The sequence below is a fragment of the Sinorhizobium sp. GQ132 genome, from assembly GCF_059758575.1.
Window position 1 is genome coordinate 20,831 of record NZ_JCAXDX010000009.1, and the last position, 16,743, is coordinate 37,573.

17 protein-coding genes are annotated in these 16,743 nt (G+C 62.0%); 9 read left to right on the plus strand and 8 right to left on the minus strand.

Features of this window, described 5'->3' with window-relative positions; genetic code table 11:
* Positions 1–2: 2 nt before the first annotated feature.
* The 3 genes from AC6CIG_RS21385 to AC6CIG_RS21395 all read right to left on the minus strand — a co-directional run bounded on the left by AC6CIG_RS21385 (position 3) and on the right by AC6CIG_RS21395 (position 1,960).
* Complete coding sequence (locus AC6CIG_RS21385; protein WP_018099169.1) at positions 3–701, minus strand: response regulator; 699 nt, start codon at positions 699–701, stop codon at positions 3–5.
* 36 nt (positions 702–737) lie between these two features.
* Positions 738–1,289, minus strand: a complete 552-nt coding sequence (locus AC6CIG_RS21390) for a Spy/CpxP family protein refolding chaperone (RefSeq protein ID WP_437408657.1) — start codon at positions 1,287–1,289, stop codon at positions 738–740.
* 134 nt (positions 1,290–1,423) lie between these two features.
* Complete coding sequence (locus AC6CIG_RS21395) at positions 1,424–1,960, minus strand: 3'-5' exonuclease (protein ID WP_018099167.1); 537 nt, start codon at positions 1,958–1,960, stop codon at positions 1,424–1,426.
* 271 nt (positions 1,961–2,231) lie between these two features.
* Here AC6CIG_RS21395 and AC6CIG_RS21400 point away from each other — a divergent pair, with 271 nt between their 5' ends.
* Positions 2,232–2,978, plus strand: a complete 747-nt coding sequence (locus tag AC6CIG_RS21400; protein WP_498323727.1) for a DUF899 domain-containing protein — start codon at positions 2,232–2,234, stop codon at positions 2,976–2,978.
* A 198-nt stretch (positions 2,979–3,176) separates the two neighbouring features.
* On the opposite strand, the gene groL is transcribed toward AC6CIG_RS21400, so the two are convergent.
* Positions 3,177–4,805, minus strand: coding sequence for a chaperonin GroEL (groL, locus tag AC6CIG_RS21405; protein ID WP_102764476.1), 1,629 nt, complete (start codon positions 4,803–4,805; stop codon positions 3,177–3,179).
* A gap of 46 nt (positions 4,806–4,851) precedes the next feature.
* Positions 4,852–5,166 carry a co-chaperone GroES gene (gene groES, locus AC6CIG_RS21410; RefSeq protein WP_026169069.1) on the minus strand — a complete coding sequence of 105 codons (315 nt, stop codon included), beginning with the start codon at positions 5,164–5,166 and terminating at the stop codon, positions 4,852–4,854.
* A 278-nt stretch (positions 5,167–5,444) separates the two neighbouring features.
* Here groES and AC6CIG_RS21415 point away from each other — a divergent pair, with 278 nt between their 5' ends.
* Positions 5,445–5,717: an usg protein gene (locus AC6CIG_RS21415; RefSeq protein ID WP_018099163.1), complete on the plus strand. Its 273-nt coding sequence runs from the start codon at positions 5,445–5,447 to the stop codon at positions 5,715–5,717.
* Positions 5,718–5,957: 240 nt separating this feature from the next.
* On the opposite strand, the gene AC6CIG_RS21420 is transcribed toward AC6CIG_RS21415, so the two are convergent.
* A complete protein-coding gene (locus AC6CIG_RS21420; RefSeq protein ID WP_498323729.1) occupies positions 5,958–7,994 on the minus strand; it encodes an oxidoreductase in 2,037 nt (678 codons plus the stop codon).
* A 143-nt stretch (positions 7,995–8,137) separates the two neighbouring features.
* Here AC6CIG_RS21420 and AC6CIG_RS21425 point away from each other — a divergent pair, with 143 nt between their 5' ends.
* The 3 genes from AC6CIG_RS21425 (at position 8,138) to AC6CIG_RS21435 (ending at position 10,945) form a co-directional block, all read left to right on the plus strand.
* Positions 8,138–8,764, plus strand: a complete 627-nt coding sequence (locus AC6CIG_RS21425) for a TetR/AcrR family transcriptional regulator (RefSeq protein ID WP_018099161.1) — start codon at positions 8,138–8,140, stop codon at positions 8,762–8,764.
* 97 nt (positions 8,765–8,861) lie between these two features.
* A complete protein-coding gene (locus AC6CIG_RS21430) occupies positions 8,862–9,863 on the plus strand; it encodes an ABC transporter substrate-binding protein (RefSeq protein ID WP_411922454.1) in 1,002 nt (333 codons plus the stop codon).
* Positions 9,864–9,961: 98 nt separating this feature from the next.
* Positions 9,962–10,945, plus strand: a complete 984-nt coding sequence (locus AC6CIG_RS21435; protein WP_498323731.1) for a L,D-transpeptidase family protein — start codon at positions 9,962–9,964, stop codon at positions 10,943–10,945.
* Between the two features lie 39 nt (positions 10,946–10,984).
* On the opposite strand, the gene arsK is transcribed toward AC6CIG_RS21435, so the two are convergent.
* The gene (arsK, locus tag AC6CIG_RS21440) at positions 10,985–12,190 is read right to left on the minus strand and encodes an arsenite efflux MFS transporter ArsK (protein ID WP_102764473.1); all 1,206 of its coding nucleotides are present in this window, start codon (positions 12,188–12,190) and stop codon (positions 10,985–10,987) included.
* 1 nt (position 12,191) lies between these two features.
* Entirely contained in the window at positions 12,192–12,557 is a 366-nt protein-coding gene (locus tag AC6CIG_RS21445; RefSeq protein WP_018099157.1) for an ArsR/SmtB family transcription factor, read from the minus strand.
* Positions 12,558–12,731: 174 nt separating this feature from the next.
* Here AC6CIG_RS21445 and AC6CIG_RS21450 point away from each other — a divergent pair, with 174 nt between their 5' ends.
* From AC6CIG_RS21450 to cueR, 4 genes are all read left to right on the plus strand, one after another.
* Positions 12,732–13,055: a hypothetical protein gene (locus AC6CIG_RS21450; protein WP_018099156.1), complete on the plus strand. Its 324-nt coding sequence runs from the start codon at positions 12,732–12,734 to the stop codon at positions 13,053–13,055.
* Positions 13,056–13,318: 263 nt separating this feature from the next.
* The gene (locus AC6CIG_RS21455; protein ID WP_018099155.1) at positions 13,319–13,540 is read left to right on the plus strand and encodes a heavy-metal-associated domain-containing protein; all 222 of its coding nucleotides are present in this window, start codon (positions 13,319–13,321) and stop codon (positions 13,538–13,540) included.
* Positions 13,541–13,740: 200 nt separating this feature from the next.
* On the plus strand, positions 13,741–16,224 hold the full coding sequence (locus AC6CIG_RS21460; protein ID WP_498323734.1) for a heavy metal translocating P-type ATPase: 2,484 nt from the start codon (positions 13,741–13,743) through the stop codon (positions 16,222–16,224).
* 62 nt (positions 16,225–16,286) lie between these two features.
* Positions 16,287–16,730, plus strand: a complete 444-nt coding sequence (gene cueR / locus AC6CIG_RS21465; RefSeq protein WP_026169068.1) for a Cu(I)-responsive transcriptional regulator — start codon at positions 16,287–16,289, stop codon at positions 16,728–16,730.
* Positions 16,731–16,743 lie beyond the last annotated feature (13 nt).

Below are 16,743 nucleotides of genomic sequence, written 5' to 3' on the forward strand. Positions count from 1 at the left end.
CTTTATCTCATATCGTCCTGATAGCGGGCGAAGACATAGCCGGCGCCGCGCACTGTTATGATGCGCTTCGGATGTTTCGGATCGCTCTCGATGGCCGCCCTGATGCGCGAGATGTGAACGTCGATCGAGCGGTCGAAAGCATCCAGCTCCTCGCCCTTGACCGCATCCATCAACTGTTCGCGCGAGAGCGTGCGGCCGGGATTTTCGGCGAGCGCTACAAGCAGGTCGAACTGGTAGCTCGTCAGCGTACACTCGCGGTCGTCGATCCTGACGGAGCGAGAACCGGGATCGATCTCCAGCCGTCCGAAGCGAAGGGACCGCGCAACCACGGCGCTGCCGTTTCGGCGGCGCAGAATAGCCTTCAGCCGTGCCAGAAGCTCGCGCGGATTGAAGGGCTTGGGCAGATAATCGTCAGCCCCGAGCTCCAGCCCGACGATGCGATCCGTCTCCTCGCCTTTGGCCGTGAGCATCAGGATGGGGACGTCCGATACCGCGCGTATGCGTCGGCAGGTCTCGAAGCCGTCGAAATCCGGCAGCATGACGTCGAGGATGACGACGTCAGGGTTGCGGCGCCCGAGCTCGGCGATGCCCGCCGTGGCGGTCGCCGCGGTATCGACGGTGTAGCCGTTTCCGGAGAGATAGTCGGAGAGCATGGCGGACAGGCGCGTGTCGTCGTCAACAATCAAGACCCGTTCCGCCATCCCTGCGCTCCGCTCAATCTTCTGCCCGACTCATACTTACCACCTGCCGTGGCCCCTGCGCTCTTTCAAATGCTTGACGAGCTTGACGCGCTGCTCCGGCGTCAGCACTTCGGCCGCGTCGAGTAGAGCGGTCGTCATCTTACGTGAGGCCTCGTCAATGGCTGCAATGCGTTCGCTGCGAAGTTTCTCGGCGGCGGCCCGATCGATGCCCGGCGCGCCGAGGAGCTCGATAACCTCCTCGCGCGTCTCGCGGAAGTCCCGGAAAGTCGGCCTGATCTCGGCGCGGGCATTATCGATGATGTCCCAAAGCCTGTCTTCCTGTTCGGGTGTCGCATCGAGCTCGTCGAGCATGGTGCCGATCCGGTGTTCCATAAAGCCGCCACCTCCCATATGCGCCTGCATTACATGGCCGCCCATGCCGAAACGGCCCATGCCGAAGCCGAAATCGTCGCTGCGCGCCGCTGCAAATCCCACCGCGCTGACGGCCGCGACGGCCGCGAGGCCGCCGATCGCCGCGTGCCGTCCCCATCCTTTCGAAACGGCTTTGCCGGCGCCCAGGCCCGACAGGTCCTTTTCTTCGTTGTCCATTGCCAGTCTCCTTTGCTCCGCAGCACCTGCTGCGATGGAGAAAAGCTAACTCGACAACGTTTCGACCGTTCTGGGCGAATGTGAAGAAATGTAAAGCCGCCGCTGCGCCGTAAACTGGAGGACGCGAGCACGAGCTACACCGATCCGGCACGCTCCGCCGCCGCCTCGGCGACCAGCCTCAATCGATCCAGCTCGAGGCGCGCATCGGGAAGCGCTCTATGGACGGGCGACGGCCCGGTTGCGCCGATGACGCCGAGGACCAGGTCCGATATCTCCTTATCCGAAAACCTCTCGCCCATCTTGCGCCGTGCCGCATCGAAGAAGGCCTCGTCGGACCTTTTCAGCCGTAGAGCGTGCCTTGGCAGCCCGGCGGCTCTCAACAGCACGCTCAGCCATTTGCCGTCCCAGGAGGGTGCGCTGGCATAGAGCTGGTGTCCGGCGAGCTCACGGATCATTTCTTCGGCGATGAACGCGACGGGGAGCCCCTCCGCCCGAAGCAGTTCCCTCGATATGCCATGGACTTCCTCGGCTTCGTCGGACCAGTCGATCCATTCCGGAGCCGGCCGTATCAGATAGGAACGCGAGCGGCCGTCCTGGAAGACCCAGGCGACCTCTATGGGGAAGCTTTTCTTGTTCAGAGACGATGCTTCGAAATCCAGGAATACGATCATTCGCGGCCACGTTCTTCCAATGCACCAACGTAATCTAGGTCAGTCCCGCTCGATCGACATGTCCAGGGAATCTCACGCGATATGTCGGAATGCCACGCGGCCGCCAGCAGCTCCAATGGAATGGCGCCACACTTGTTACTCCCACCACCGGCGTCCCGGTGCCAAACTACTTCAAGCCCGACAGCCAGGCCATGGCGCGGTCGGGATCGCGCCTCCGAGAGGCGCCAATGCGTACAGATTGCCAAAGCGCACAAACTGGAGGTGCCGAGCCATGACGAAACCAATGCACACGCCACCCGTCGTCCCGCCGCAGGCCTGGGAGGCTGCGCGCGAGCAGCTCCTCGTCAAGGAAAAGGCACTGACCCGGGCGCGCGACGCGCTGGCCGCCGGGCGCCGGCGGATGCCATGGATGGCTGTAGAGAAGGAATATGCGTTCGAAGGCCCTGCGGGGAAGGTCAGCCTCGTCGACCTGTTCGACGGTCGCCGTCAGCTGATCGTCTACCGCGCCTTCTTCGAACCGGGCGTTTTCGGCTGGCCCGACCACGCCTGCAGAGGCTGCTCCATGGTGGCCGATCAGGTGGCGCACCTCGCCCACCTGAACGCCCGTGACACAACCCTCGTCTTCGTCTCGCGGGCACCCCAGGCGGACATCGCCCGGCTGAAGGCGAGCATGGGGTGGCAAATCCCGTGGTTTACCGTGACAGACAGCTTCGACGCCGATTTCGGGGTGGACGAGTGGCACGGCACGAACGTGTTCTATCGCGACGGCGACCGCGTTTTCCGTACCTACTTCATCAATAATCGCGGCGACGAGCAGATGGGCAGCACGTGGAACTACCTCGACATCACGCCGCTCGGCCGGCAGGAAGTCTGGGAGGATTCGCCCGAGGGCTATCCGCAGACCCCGACCTACAAATGGTGGAACTGGCACGACAGCTACGTCAAAGACGCCGAGCCGGACAAGAAGTGGGTCGAGGTGTCGGACGCCGGAGAGGCGGCGTTCCGGAACCAGGACTAGATCGGGGCGACCCTGGGCCGAAAGAACGCTTCCCGCGCCGCAGCGTTGGCGCGGCTCTCATCTCCGTGACAAGCACAGAGAGATGAAGAAGAGGAGAAATTGCAGTCCTCCGATACGTTCGAGCGGTATGAGGGAAAGTATGTTTCCGCCCGGAAGGGAGGCCCGCCCCCGAAGGCAAGGGCGGGCCTGACCGATCGCTTAGAAGTCCATGCCGCCGCCCGCCGGAAGCGCCGGTGCGGCTTCTTTCTTGGGCTTTTCTGCGATCATGGCTTCGGTCGTAACGAGAAGACCGGCGACCGACGCTGCGTCCTGAAGCGCGGTGCGGACGACCTTGGCCGGGTCGATGACGCCCATGGCATAGAGATCGCCATATTCGTTGGTCTGGGCATTCCAGCCATAGGAGAACTCCGCCTTCTCGCGCAGCTTGCCGACGATGATAGAGCCCTCGGCTCCGGCGTTTTCCGCAATCTGGCGAACGGGGGCTTCGATAGCGCGGCGCACGAGATCGACCCCGACGCGCTGATCGTTGTTGGCGGTCTCAAGGCCGTCGAGAGCCTTGACCGCCCGCAGCAATGCGACGCCACCGCCGGGCAGGATCCCTTCCTCGACTGCCGCCCGCGTCGCATGCAAGGCGTCGTCGACGCGGTCCTTCTTTTCCTTTACCTCGACTTCGGTAGAGCCGCCTACGCGGATCACCGCGACGCCGCCGGCGAGCTTGGCAAGGCGCTCCTGCAGCTTCTCGCGATCGTAGTCGGAGGTCGTTTCCTCGATCTGGGCGCGGATCTGCGTGGTACGGCCCTCGATCTCGGTCTTCGAACCCGCACCGTCGACGATGGTGGTGTTCTCCTTTTCGATCGAGACTTTCTTGGCCCGGCCGAGCATGTTTAGCGTGACGCTTTCAAGCTTGATGCCGAGGTCTTCCGAGACGACGGTGCCGCCGGTCAGGATGGCGATGTCTTCCAGCATGGCCTTGCGGCGGTCGCCGAAGCCGGGCGCCTTGACGGCCGCAACCTTGAGGCCGCCGCGCAGCTTGTTGACCACGAGGGTGGCGAGCGCCTCGCCTTCCACATCCTCGGCGATGATAAGGAGCGGTTTGCCGGACTGGACGACGGCTTCGAGCACCGGCAGCATGGCCTGCAGGTTGGAAAGCTTCTTTTCGTGGATGAGGATATAGGGATCCTCCAGTTCCACGCGCATCTTGTCCTGATTGGTAATGAAATAGGGCGAGAGATAGCCGCGGTCGAACTGCATGCCCTCGACGACCTCGAGTTCAGTCTCGGCCGTCTTGGCCTCCTCGACCGTGATCACCCCTTCATTGCCGACCTTTTCCATGGCCTCGGCGAGATAGCGTCCGATCTCAGTGTCGCCGTTGGCGGAAATGGTGCCGACCTGGGCGATCTCGGAATTCTTGGAGATCTTCCTGGCGTTGTTCTTCAATTCCTTCACGACCGCATCGACTGCGAGATCGATGCCGCGCTTCAAGTCCATCGGGTTCATGCCGGAGGCGACGGCCTTGGCACCTTCCCGGACGATTGCCTGTGCGAGCACGGTTGCAGTCGTCGTTCCGTCCCCGGCAAGGTCGTTGGTCTTGGATGCGACTTCGCGCAGCATCTGCGCGCCCATATTCTCGAACTTGTCCTCGAGTTCGATTTCCTTGGCGACGGAGACGCCGTCCTTGGTGATCCGCGGCGCACCGAACGACTTGTCGATGACGACATTACGGCCCTTCGGGCCGAGGGTTACCTTTACGGCATTGGCCAGCACATCGACACCACGCAGCATGCGCTCGCGTGCGTCGGTCTGAAATTTGACTTCCTTCGCAGCCATTTCTTCACTCCTCAATAGGCAGCTTGTTGACTGTATCTTCGCATTTTCAGGCGGCTATCTTCTCGGCGGCCTGGGCCTCGATGATTCCCATGACATCGCTTTCCTTCATGATCAGCAGATCTTCGCCATCTATCTTGATCTCGGTGCCGGACCACTTGCCGAACAGGATGCGGTCGCCCACCTTGACGTCGAGCGGCTGGATCTGACCCTGTTCGCTGCGCGCGCCAGGACCTACAGCGATGACTTCGCCTTCCTGGGGCTTTTCCTTGGCAGTGTCGGGGATAATGATGCCGCCTTTGGTCTTCTCTTCGGACTCGACGCGGCGGACGAGAATACGATCATGAAGCGGTCGAAACGCCATGTTTTCCTCCATGGACAAACATTGATGATCTTGTTCCCCATCCCGGACCGGATGACCAATCCGGACGGGTGCGAAGCCTCGTTCGAGCACTTCGCGCGGGTTGATCTGGTTGGGCAAAAAATGGATTTCAAGGGGCCTCTGCAAAAAAATCAGCAGCGCTTCGACGCGGCTGCTAACAGACTGGAGAGGAACCTGAATTTCGCTGTGACGTTAAGGTCATGCCGGGGCCTCGCAGGATCGGCCGGGAGCCGGCGAATGATATGTAACGGAGATGAAGTATGCGATTTTCATCGGATCTCGAGCGCCAGCTCAACGGTTACGGTCTCACGACCGCGCATATCCTCTACCGCATTCCCGATTTCGAATCCGTCCTGCAGACCTATGTCTGGCAGGATTACGACGTCGCACCGGAATTTCCCCAGATGCGAAAGTTCCTCGATTTCTGGCAGACCAATCTGGACGGGCCGCTCCACTCCGTGCGGTTCACCCACAAACGGTTGATCGGCCCGAACGAGTGGCGGCAGGTGGATGGCGAATTCAACATTCACTGATTTCCGGCGTTGAAAGGGCACTTGCGTCTCCCGCTCGACGCCTATTGAGATTCGGGCCACCCGCGGCGGCTTGTTGATTTCGTCATTCCTGTGCTCGTCACAGGAATGCAATCGGACCAAGTCCTCGGGCTGAAAGAACGCTTCCCGCGCCGCAGACGCGGCGCTGCCGGATCCGTGTGACGAGCACAGATTCCAGCCCCCGCCTCAAGGTGGGGAACACGGCGGCGGATCTGCCTGGCGTCAGATATCCTTGAGAAGGCGGAGGGCGTCGTAGATCGCGGCGTGGGTGGTGCGCGCCGCGACCGCATCGCCGATCCGGAAGAGCTGGAACTTGCCCTCCGCGTTGCGGACGACCGATTGCGGTTCCCCGGCGATCAGCTGGTCGTGCGCGATCTCGCCCAGATTGCTGGAGGAGGGCTTCAGCTCGAAGTACAGATCGTCGAGCGGGATGGTTCCGTGATTGACGACCACCTGGTCGAAGGTCCGCTGTTTGGAGATACCCCCGTAGTCGCTGCCGACATGGGCGACCAGTTGATTGCCGCTCTTTTCGACCGCTTCCAGACGGTAGGTGACGGTAAAGGTCACATCGAGCTTCTGCAGGGAACGCATGTAAGGCACGAGGTTCATCGCCATGACCTCCGGCGCGAAGGAGCGGTCGGGCGTCATGATCTCGACCCTTGCGCCGGCATTGGCGAGAAATTCGGCGGCCTGCAGAGCGGCGTGGTCGCCGGCGTCATCGAAAATCAGGACGTTGGTGCCCGGCTTCACATCGCCGGAAATAATGTCCCACGCCGACACGACCAGCTCGTTGCCTCTCGACAGCACCTCCGTATGCGGAAGCCCGCCGGTGGCGATGATGACGACATCAGGATTTTCCGCCTGAATGGCCTCCGCTTCCGCCCAGGTATTGAAATGGAAGGTGACGCCGAGTTTTTCGCACTGGCTCATGCGCCAGTCGATGATGCTGATCATTTCCCGCCGGCGCGGGCTCTGCGCAGTCAGGCGGACCTGGCCGCCGGGGTCGCTTGCCGCCTCGAACACAACCACCTCGTGGCCACGCTCCCCCGCCACGCGTGCCGCCTCGAGACCGGCCGGTCCGGTCCCGACGACGACCACTTTCCTGCGACAGTGTGCCTTCGCGATGCTGTGCGGCATCGTCAGCTCGCGTCCGGTCGCAGCATTGTGGATGCAATAGGCGGCGCCCCCCTGGTAGATGCGGTCCAGACAGTAGTTCGCGCCTACGCAGGGGCGAATGTCGTCCTCCCGCTTCTCGATGATCTTACGGACGATGTGCGGGTCGGTCATGTGGGCGCGGGTCATCCCGACCATGTCGAGCTTGCCGGACGCAATCGCGTGGCGCGCGGTCGCGACGTCGGGGATTTTAGCCGCATGGAAGGTCGGGAAATTCGTCGCTGCGCGGATCTCGCCGGCGAAGTCCAGATGCGGCGAGTTGGCCATGCCCTGAATAGGGATCACATCGGTCAGTCCGGGGTCGGTATCGATATGGCCGCGAATGATGTTCAGGTAGTCGATCAGTCCGCTTTCCTTGAGACGTTTCGAGATCTCAAGACCTTCCGCCTTGTCCGTCCCCCCGGGAAGGCATTCATCGGCCGTGTATCGCACGCCCAGGATGAACTCGTCTCCGACACGTGCCCGGATCGACTTCAGAACGTCGAAACAGAAGCGCATGCGGTTGTCGAGCGAGCCGCCGTAAGGACCATCGAGTTCGTTCGTCAATGGCGAGGCGAACTGGTCGATGAGGTGACCGTAGGCCTCGAGTTCGACGCCGTCCATACCGCCGGCCTTCATGCGCTCGGCCGCATCGGCAAAATCCTTGATTATCCTGTCGATGTCCCAGTCTTCGATCTTCTTGGGAAAGGCGCGATGCGCCGCTTCGCGATGATGCGAGGGAGCGACGACCGGGAGCCAGTCTCCCTTGTCCCACCGCGTGCGCCGGCCGAGATGAGTGAGCTGGATCATGATCGCCGCCCCCTCCTCGTGCACGGCGTCGGTCATCTCCCTGATCCACGGCACGATCTCGTCCTTGTAGGCAAGCAGATTGTTGAAGACCGGCGGGCTGTCCTTCGAGACGGCCGCCGAACCGGCGGTCATCGTCATCGCCACGCCGCCCCGCGCGCGCTCCACCGTATAGGCGCGATAGCGCTCCTTCGGCATGCCGTTCTCCGGATAGGCCGGCTCGTGCGCCGTTACGATGATGCGATTGCGCAGCGTCAGGTGCTTCAGCTGGTACGGTTGAAGGAGGGGATCGTTCGGCATTTGCGGGGCTCCGGCTTGGACGTGGCGGCAGCGTAAGTGAAAATGTACACATGTGTCAACAAATCAGGCATTGAAGTCAGGGCCGGAGACACTGATGTACATTTTTCTTGCGGGGGTACCCGTCGATCTGCTAAATAGCGACGATGGAGCACATCACGAGCGACAGCGGCTGGCGCGGTTCCCCGGATGTCTGGCTTGGAGCAGCCTACGAATCCCTGCTCGATGCCGGCATTGATGCGGTGAAGATCCAGCCGCTTGCGAAGAAGCTCAATCTGTCGCGGACGAGCTTTTACTGGTTTTTCAAGGACCGCGAGGAACTGCTCGACAGGCTCGTCTCGCGCTGGCGCGAAAAGAATACGGGCAATCTGGTAAGACAGTCCGAGGCCTATGCCGAGACGATTGCCGAAGCGATGCTCAACGTTTTCGACTGCTGGCTTGATGGCGGTCTCTTCGATTCTCAGTTCGAGTTCGCGGTGCGAAGCTGGGCCCTGCAGTCGCCTGAAATTCTTGCGGAAGTCCAAAGCGCCGATCAGCAGCGACTCGACGCGCTCACGCGCATGTTCCTGCGGTTCGGGCATGGCGAGGCGCGGGCCGATGTGCGTGCGCGCACGATCTATCTCGTGCAGATCGGCTACATCTCGATGCAGACGAAGGAAGACGTATCCGTGCGGATGAAGCGCATTCCGGAATATGTGGAGATCTTCACCGGACAAGCTCCGGAGCAGAGAGAGCTTGACCGCTTCTTCGCCCGGCACGGCTACTCCGGATAGCGACAGAGGGCGATAAAGAACGAGCGAGGCAGGAGCGGGTAGACGCGGCACCCTGCTCTTCCGATAAGACGCCGCAAAAAGAAGAGGGAACAGTGTAATGAAAAAGCTGCTTGCGTCGACATGTCTGATGCTTGGCCTCATCGCAGGAGCATCGGCGTCGAATGCCGCCGAGTGCGGGAGCGTCACCATTGCCAGTATGAACTGGCAGAGTGCCGAGGTCCTCTCCAACCTGGACAAGTTCATTCTCAATGAAGGCTACGGCTGCAGTGCCGAGATCACGATCGGCGACACCGTGCCCACGATCACCTCCATGGCCGAAAAGGGCCAGCCCGATATCGCGCCGGAGGCGTGGATCGACCTCCTGCCCGATGTCGTCAAGAAAGGCCAGGACGACGGTCGTATCATCACAGTCGGCTCACCGCTGCCGGACGGCGGCGTCCAGGGATGGTGGATCCCCCAATACCTCGCCGACGCACACCCCGACATCAAGACGATCGGCGACGCGCTGAAGCACCCCGAGCTCTTTCCGGCCCCCGAGGACCCCAGCAAGGGCGCGATCCTGAACGGACCGCAAGGCTGGGGCGGCACGGTGGTGACGACGCAGCTTTTCAGCGCGTTCGACGGCGAGAAGGCGGGCTTCACCCTGGTCGACACCGGCTCTGCTGCCGGCCTGGACGGGGCCATCGCCAAGGCCTATGAACGCAGGGAGGGTCTTCTTACCTATTACTGGTCTCCTACCGCCCTGCTCGGCAAATACAAGATGGTCAAGCTGGACCCCGGCGTGCCCCATGACGCGGCCGAATGGAAGCGCTGCAACACCGTAGCGGATTGCCCCGACCCCAAGCCGAATGCATGGCCGGTCGACACGATCGTGACGCTGGTTGCCAAGCCCTTCTCCGAGCGGGTCGGTCCCGAGGTCATGGACTATCTGACCAAGCGCTCCTGGAGCAACGATACCGTCAGCCAGCTCATGGCCTGGATGACCGACAATCAGGCCAGCGGTGAAGAAGGTGCGAAGCGCTTCCTCGAAGAGAACGAAGACATGTGGTCGAAGTGGGTCTCGGCTGAAGCCGCCGAGAAGATCAAAGCGGCGCTCTGACGGCCTTGCGCCCGTGCGGCGTGCGAGACGCACGCCGCATCCACTGCCGAGGGCAAGGAAATCAGCGGGCGGAACAAGTCGGGCCGGCTGGCCATTTGATGTTCATGAAGAACATCATCCTTGTCGCAACCGCCCTGTCATTGGGCCTCCATTTCACCGCCAGCGCTGAAGACCTTCAGCCGGAAGCCGTCAACAACGCGCCGATTGCCGGGATCGCGCCGGAAAGGCCGCCGAAAGAGCCGCCTCACCCGGATCCCGCCATCGTCCATCTCCAGATCCTCTTGGATCGCGCGGGGGCCTCTCCCGGGGTAATCGACGGCTACTACGGCGAGAATGTAACCAAGGCCGTTGCGGGATTCGAGGCCATGCAACGTCTTCCCGTCGATGGAAGGCTGGACCCCGAAGTCGTCAGCCGGCTTTCGCAGGATCAGCCTGTCATTCAGTCCTATGTCATCACGAAAGAGGATGCCAAGGATCTCGTCGATGAGATTCCCGACGACTATTCCAAGCAGGCCAAGATGGATCACCTCGGCTATACGAGCGTCGAGGAGAGGTTGTCCGAACGGTTTCACATGGACGTCGACCTTCTGAAGGCGCTGAATCCAGGTGCGTCGTTTACCGTCGGGGAGACGGTCTGGGTTGCAAAGCCCGGCGCCGCGAAGGAAGGCGCGGTCAAAAGGATAGAAGTGCGCAAACGTACAGGGCAAGTTCTGGCATTCGCCGAAGATGGTTCGCCGCTCGCTGCCTATCCTGCCTCCATCGGCAGCGAAGGGACCCCCTCCCCCACGGGCATCCACAAGGTCAAGGGGGTCGCGCGAATGCCCCCTTACGAATACGACCCCGATGTCAACTTCAAGCAGGGCGACAACAACAAGCCCCTGACCCTTCCCAAAGGCCCCAACAATCCGGTGGGAACCGTCTGGATCGATCTGACGGAGCCCACCTATGGAATCCACGGCACGCCCGAACCGTCCTTGATCGATAAAGCCCAGTCACACGGGTGCGTTCGTCTGACGAACTGGGACGCCGAGGAACTGGCGGCGATGGTCAAGCCGGGGGTGGTCGCCGAGTTCACCGACTGAACCTCAGTCGACTCCGGACCAGGCTGAGGCAACGCAGCGTCAAAGAGTGAGAGCATCCGGCCGACGCTTGGCGGCCGATGCCACCGCCACGAAGGCGCCCATGCCGACCGCGCCGAGGCCGGCATTGGCCAACAAGGCGACATCAGTGCCGAAACGTTCCATCAGGACGGAGAAGACAAAGGGTGCCATCGCGCCCGCCGCCAGCCGTGCGGCGGCCATTCTTCCCGTTATCGCACCGTAACCGGCCGATCCGAACAGCCAGAGCGGAAGCGATCCCTGCGCGATGCTGTTGATGCCCGATCCGAGACCGAGACAGATCGCGAAGACCACAGCCCCGGGCAGCCAGGTTCCGGAAAGACCGAGGATGACGACACCCGCTACGATGAGCGTGGCGGACAGGGTCGCGAGCATGGGCGGCAGCAAGTTTGCGCCGAATGTCATGTTGATGAGCCTGCTCAGAACCTGTGACGGTCCGAAGAGCGAGCCGATCATCACGGCTGCCGCCCCGAAGCCGATCGTTCCCAGCATCGGAACCATATGCGTCAGTATCGCGGAAAGTGTGAATCCCTGTAGGGCAAAGGCTAACGATACGAGAAGCATGCCACGCCGTCTGGCCTGTGCCGGAAGCGCGCCGGCAATCGCTTCCCGGTCCAGGCCGGCGGATTCGATCGCTGCAGACGTCCGGCTTCGCATGATCCAGCGATGCAGCGGGAGGCAGACGAGCAGGTTCAACGCCGCATAAGCGATGTAGATTTCGCGCCACGAGAGAAACTCTCCAAGGGTTGCGGCAATCGGCCAGAAGATCGTCGAAGCGAAGCCTCCGATCAACGTCAGATAGGTGATGCTGCGTGAAGCCGCCTTGGGACGAATTTCCACAAGTGCCGCAAAGGCCGCCTGATATTGCACCATGCCGGAGGCCACTTCCAGGAGGACTATGGCAATGGCGAACACGGCCGTCGAGGGAGACCAGGCGCACAGCAAAAGAGCCAGTGCGGAGACGGCCGAGCCGGAAGTCATAATCGTCGCAGCGCCGAACCGATCCATCCATCCCCCAACGAGAGGAGCCGAAAGGCCGCCCACCAGCAGCGAAGCGGAAAACACGCCGAACACTTGCTCGACGGTCAGGCCGAGGTCGCGTGCCATTCCGGGCGCTAGAATGCTGAAGCTGTAATAGAGCGTGCCATAGCCGATGATCTGGGTGAGGCCGAGTGCGGCGACGATGCCCGCGGGGATCCCGGACTTCATATCAGCCGTTCCCGCCTTCGGTCGGCCCGGAGGATGCCACGCTACACGGTTTGGGCCCGTTCAAGGATGCACGTACGCTGGCGTGTCCGACACAACAGTCCTCCATCAGGAACTTCACAAGATCGGCAAGGGTTTCGTAGCTGGCGCTGTAGACGATCGAGCGTGATTCGCGCCTCTGCGCGATCAATCCGGTCCGTTCCAGTTCCTTCAGGTGGAAGGAGACGTTCGAGGGCGAGACGCCCATCCTTTCTGCTATCGCGCCCGCAGCCATGCCCCCCGGCCCCGCAACGACGAGTGTTCTCACAATGCCCAGGCGCGTCTCCTGCGACAGGGCGGCGAAGGACGATCGGGCTTGTCGCTCTTCCATATTTCAATCTTCCTACAATAATCGAATTGATGCGTAGCCGACCTGACGCGGATCGGCAAGTCCGAAGTGAGATCACGCTTCCTGAGCTTTAAATCCCTGGTCCGCGCAAGCGATGGAACGATCGGCCTGCCGATTGGTTTTCACACATCTGCTTCCGAGATAAAGGAGATTACAATGAAGGTACTCGCTACGATCCTTACAGCAATTTCGATTGCGGGCCTCGCATCCGGTACAGCCACAGCCGCCTGCAAAGATGGTACTTCGGCGGACACCACCGCCTCCATCAATGCCGAAAAGCCGGGGATAGCAAAGGACGGAACCAAAGCCCCGCTGGAAACCGGGAACAATGCTGCGAGCAAGGACGGTCAGACGATGCCTCTGGCTAACCAACAGGGCGGAGGAGACGAGAACCTCGCCACGTCGCAGCAGGATGCCGAAGCTCAGCAGTCAGGCGAGCAGACAGCCGCCGCGAAGGCTGACGATTGCGTCGTCGAATGAAGCCAGCGGCCATTCGGGGCGGCCCGGATGATAAGGGCTGCGCGCAAGTTCGATGTCAGCACCCCGGCTGGCTTGCCGCTGTCGCAGATGAATGCCGGCCAGCCGACCCTTGCATGGAGGGCAACGGCTGGCGGGAAGCGGCAACACCGCTGAAGTGGCGGTGAATGGGCCGCAGTGCCCGAAAATAAAGTCCGGGCGCTCCCTTGACCCTGACATCGTTGGAAGATGCATGCTGTGGCGGTTTCGTGAAGCAAGGGTGTTCCATGTACGATATCAGCATATCCGATATGACCTGCAGCCACTGCGCCGGCACCGTCGAGAAGGCGGTGAAATCAGTCGATCCGAACGCCAAGGTCACCGTTGATCTCCGGGCGAAAATCGCATCGATCGAGTCCGACATTGGTCCCGCTGCCTTTGTCGCCGCTATTGAGGATGCCGGTTACAAGGCGTCCATTGGCAACGCCTGCTGCAGCCAAGGCATCTGAATGCCCCGTAAGGCTGGAGCTTGGAGCGGTTCGGTGTTTCACCGAACCGCTCCAAGTATTTGATACGGCGTCCTTCCGAGCCGAAGACCCTACGCACTTCCCGCTGCTGCTTGCCGTGGAGGGAAGAAAACACGCAAAGGTGCTTGACCTTCCCATTATTGGAAGGATTATGAAGGGTGCAGTTTGGAAAGGACCTTCCGATGACTGCACTGAAAAAGATCGAAAAATCCACGCCGATTCCGATTCCCACCGACTTCGGCATTGAGGGCATGACGTGTGCCTCCTGCGTCCGACGCGTCGAAGAGGCGATCACCGCCGTGCCGGGCGTGGCCTCTGCGAATGTCAACCTGGCGACGGAAAGGGCAACGGTTCGGTTCGATGGAGAGCCGGACACGCCTGCGGTGCTCCGCGCGATCGAGAAAGCCGGCTACGCGCCGAGGATCGCCGCCGAGGAGCTCCAGATCGAAGGCATGACCTGCGCCTCCTGTGTTTCTCGCGTGGAGAAGGCGTTGAAGGCCGTCCCCGGCGTTGCGGATGCGGCTGTTAATCTTGCGACGGAGAAGGCGACCGTGCGCCTGCTTTCCGGAACCGTCGACACGTCCGCTCTCGAAGCTGCTGTCCGCGGTGCCGGATACGAGCTTCGCAAGACGAAGGCCGGCGAGGCTTCGGCAGGCGAAGAGGATCACCGCGCCACCGAGCTCCGCTCTCTCAAATACGCCGTGACGATCTCGGCGCTGATGACCCTTCCGCTTTTCCTGGTCGAAATGGGGTCACACTTCATTCCAGGCGTCCATGAGCTGATCATGGGTACGATCGGCATGCGAAACAATCTGTACCTTCAGTTTGCACTCGCCACGTTCGTCCTCTTCGGACCGGGGCTGCGGTTCTTCCGGAAGGGCGTGCCGAACCTTCTGCGCTGGACGCCCGACATGAACTCGCTGGTCGTCCTCGGGACCACCGCCGCATGGGGCTATTCGGTCGTGGCGACCTTCAGCCCCGGCGTTCTGCCTTCGGGAACGGCGAATGTCTATTACGAGGCCGCTGCCGTGATCGTCACCCTGATCCTCCTCGGCCGCTATCTCGAAGCACGGGCGAAGGGTCGCACGAGTCAGGCGATCAAGCGGCTCGTCGGCCTGCAGCCGAAAACGGCTTTCGTGCTGCGCGGCGGCGAATTCGTCGAGGCGCAAATCAGCGAGGTCGTGGCCGGTGACGTCATCCGCATTAGGCCCGGTGAGAAGATCCCCGTGGACGGCATGGTCATCGACGGCAGCTCCTATGTCGACGAGTCGATGATCACCGGTGAACCCCTTCCCATCCAGAAGACGGCCGACAGCGTGGTGGTCGGCGGCACGATCAACAAGACCGGGTCCATCACCTTCAAGGCCACCAAGGTCGGCAACGACACGCTGCTTGCGCAGATCATCAAACTGGTCGAAGCCGCCCAAGGCTCGAAGCTGCCGATCCAGGCCCTGGTCGACAGGGTTACCGGATGGTTCGTTCCGGCCGTGATTCTCGCAGCCGTGCTGACTTTTGCCGCCTGGTACGCCTTCGGCCCCTCGCCTGCGCTCTCATTCGCCCTCGTGAATGCTGTCGCGGTCCTGATCATCGCCTGCCCCTGTGCGATGGGCCTGGCGACCCCGACCTCGATCATGGTCGGTACCGGCCGCGCCGCCGAACTCGGCATCCTGTTCCGCAAGGGAGAGGCTCTCCAGAGCCTGCGCGACGCCGACGTGGTCGCGCTCGACAAGACCGGAACTTTGACGAAGGGCCGCCCGGAACTGACCGACCTCGTCGCTGCAGAGGGCTTCGAGGCCGACGAAGTGCTCTTCCTCGTCGCGAGTCTCGAAGCGCTTTCCGAGCACCCGATCGCGGAGGCCATCGTGTCGGCGGCAAAGTCCCAGGGGATCGCGACGGCCGCGGTCGCCGGCTTCGAAGCGACCCCCGGTTTTGGCGTAAGCGGATCGGTGTCCGGGCGGCAGGTGCTGGTCGGCGCGGACCGCGCGCTCGCCACGAAAGGGATCGACGTTTCCAGTTTCTCGACCGAGGCCGAGCGGCTCGGCGCCAGTGGCAAGTCGCCGCTCTATGCGGCCATCGACGGGCGGCTGGCGGCGATCATCGCAGTGTCGGATCCCGTCAAGGAAACGACGCCTCAGGCGATCAAGTCCCTGCATGAGCTCGGCCTCAAAGTGGCGATGATCACCGGGGACAACCGCCGCACTGCCGAGGCGATCGCCAGAAAGCTCGGCATTGACGAAGTCGTCGCCGAGGTCTTGCCGGAAGGCAAGGTCGAGGCGATCACGAAGCTTCGACAGGACGGCCGGTCGGTGGCGTTCATCGGCGACGGCATCAATGATGCGCCGGCTCTCGCCGAAGCGGATGTCGGCATCGCCGTCGGGACGGGAACCGACATCGCGATAGAAAGCGCCGACGTCGTGCTGATGTCCGGCGACTTGAACGGCGTTGCGAAGGCGATCGCGCTCAGCAAGGCGACGATCCTGAACATCAAGCAGAATCTGTTCTGGGCATTCGCCTATAACGTCAGTCTCATACCGGTCGCAGCCGGCGTGCTTTACCCGGTGAATGGCATCCTGCTTTCGCCGATTTTCGCGGCAGCGGCCATGGCGATGTCGAGCGTTTTCGTCCTCGGCAATGCGTTGCGGCTGAAATCGGTCAACCCGGCATGAAGGGCAGGTGCGCGAGGGCGACCGGCCGGCCGCAATCGACGCTCGCAGAAAAGGAGAAACACATGAATATCGGCGAAGCCTCCAAGGCCAGCGGCGTCTCCTCCAAAATGATCCGCTACTACGAGCAGATCGGGCTTATCAGTCCCGCCCTTCGAACCGCGTCCAGCTATCGGACTTACGGCGACAACGACGTCCATACGCTTCGCTTCGTGCGCCGGGCACGCGATCTGGGGTTTTCGGTGGAGCAGATCAAGGAACTGCTTGCCCTCTGGCGCGACCGGTCCAGGGCGAGTTCCGACGTCAAGGCGGTCGCCCTGGAACACATCGCGGAACTGGAACGCAAGATAGCCGCCATCCAGGAAATGACGCGGACGCTCAAGCATCTCGCGGGCCATTGTCACGGCGACGATCGGCCGGACTGCCCGATCATCGAAGAAATCGCGAACGGGTCCGCCCGGGTGAATACCGAGGTCAATCCCCGCTTCGGCGTCGCGTCGCTGAAATAGCGTCCAACTCGGA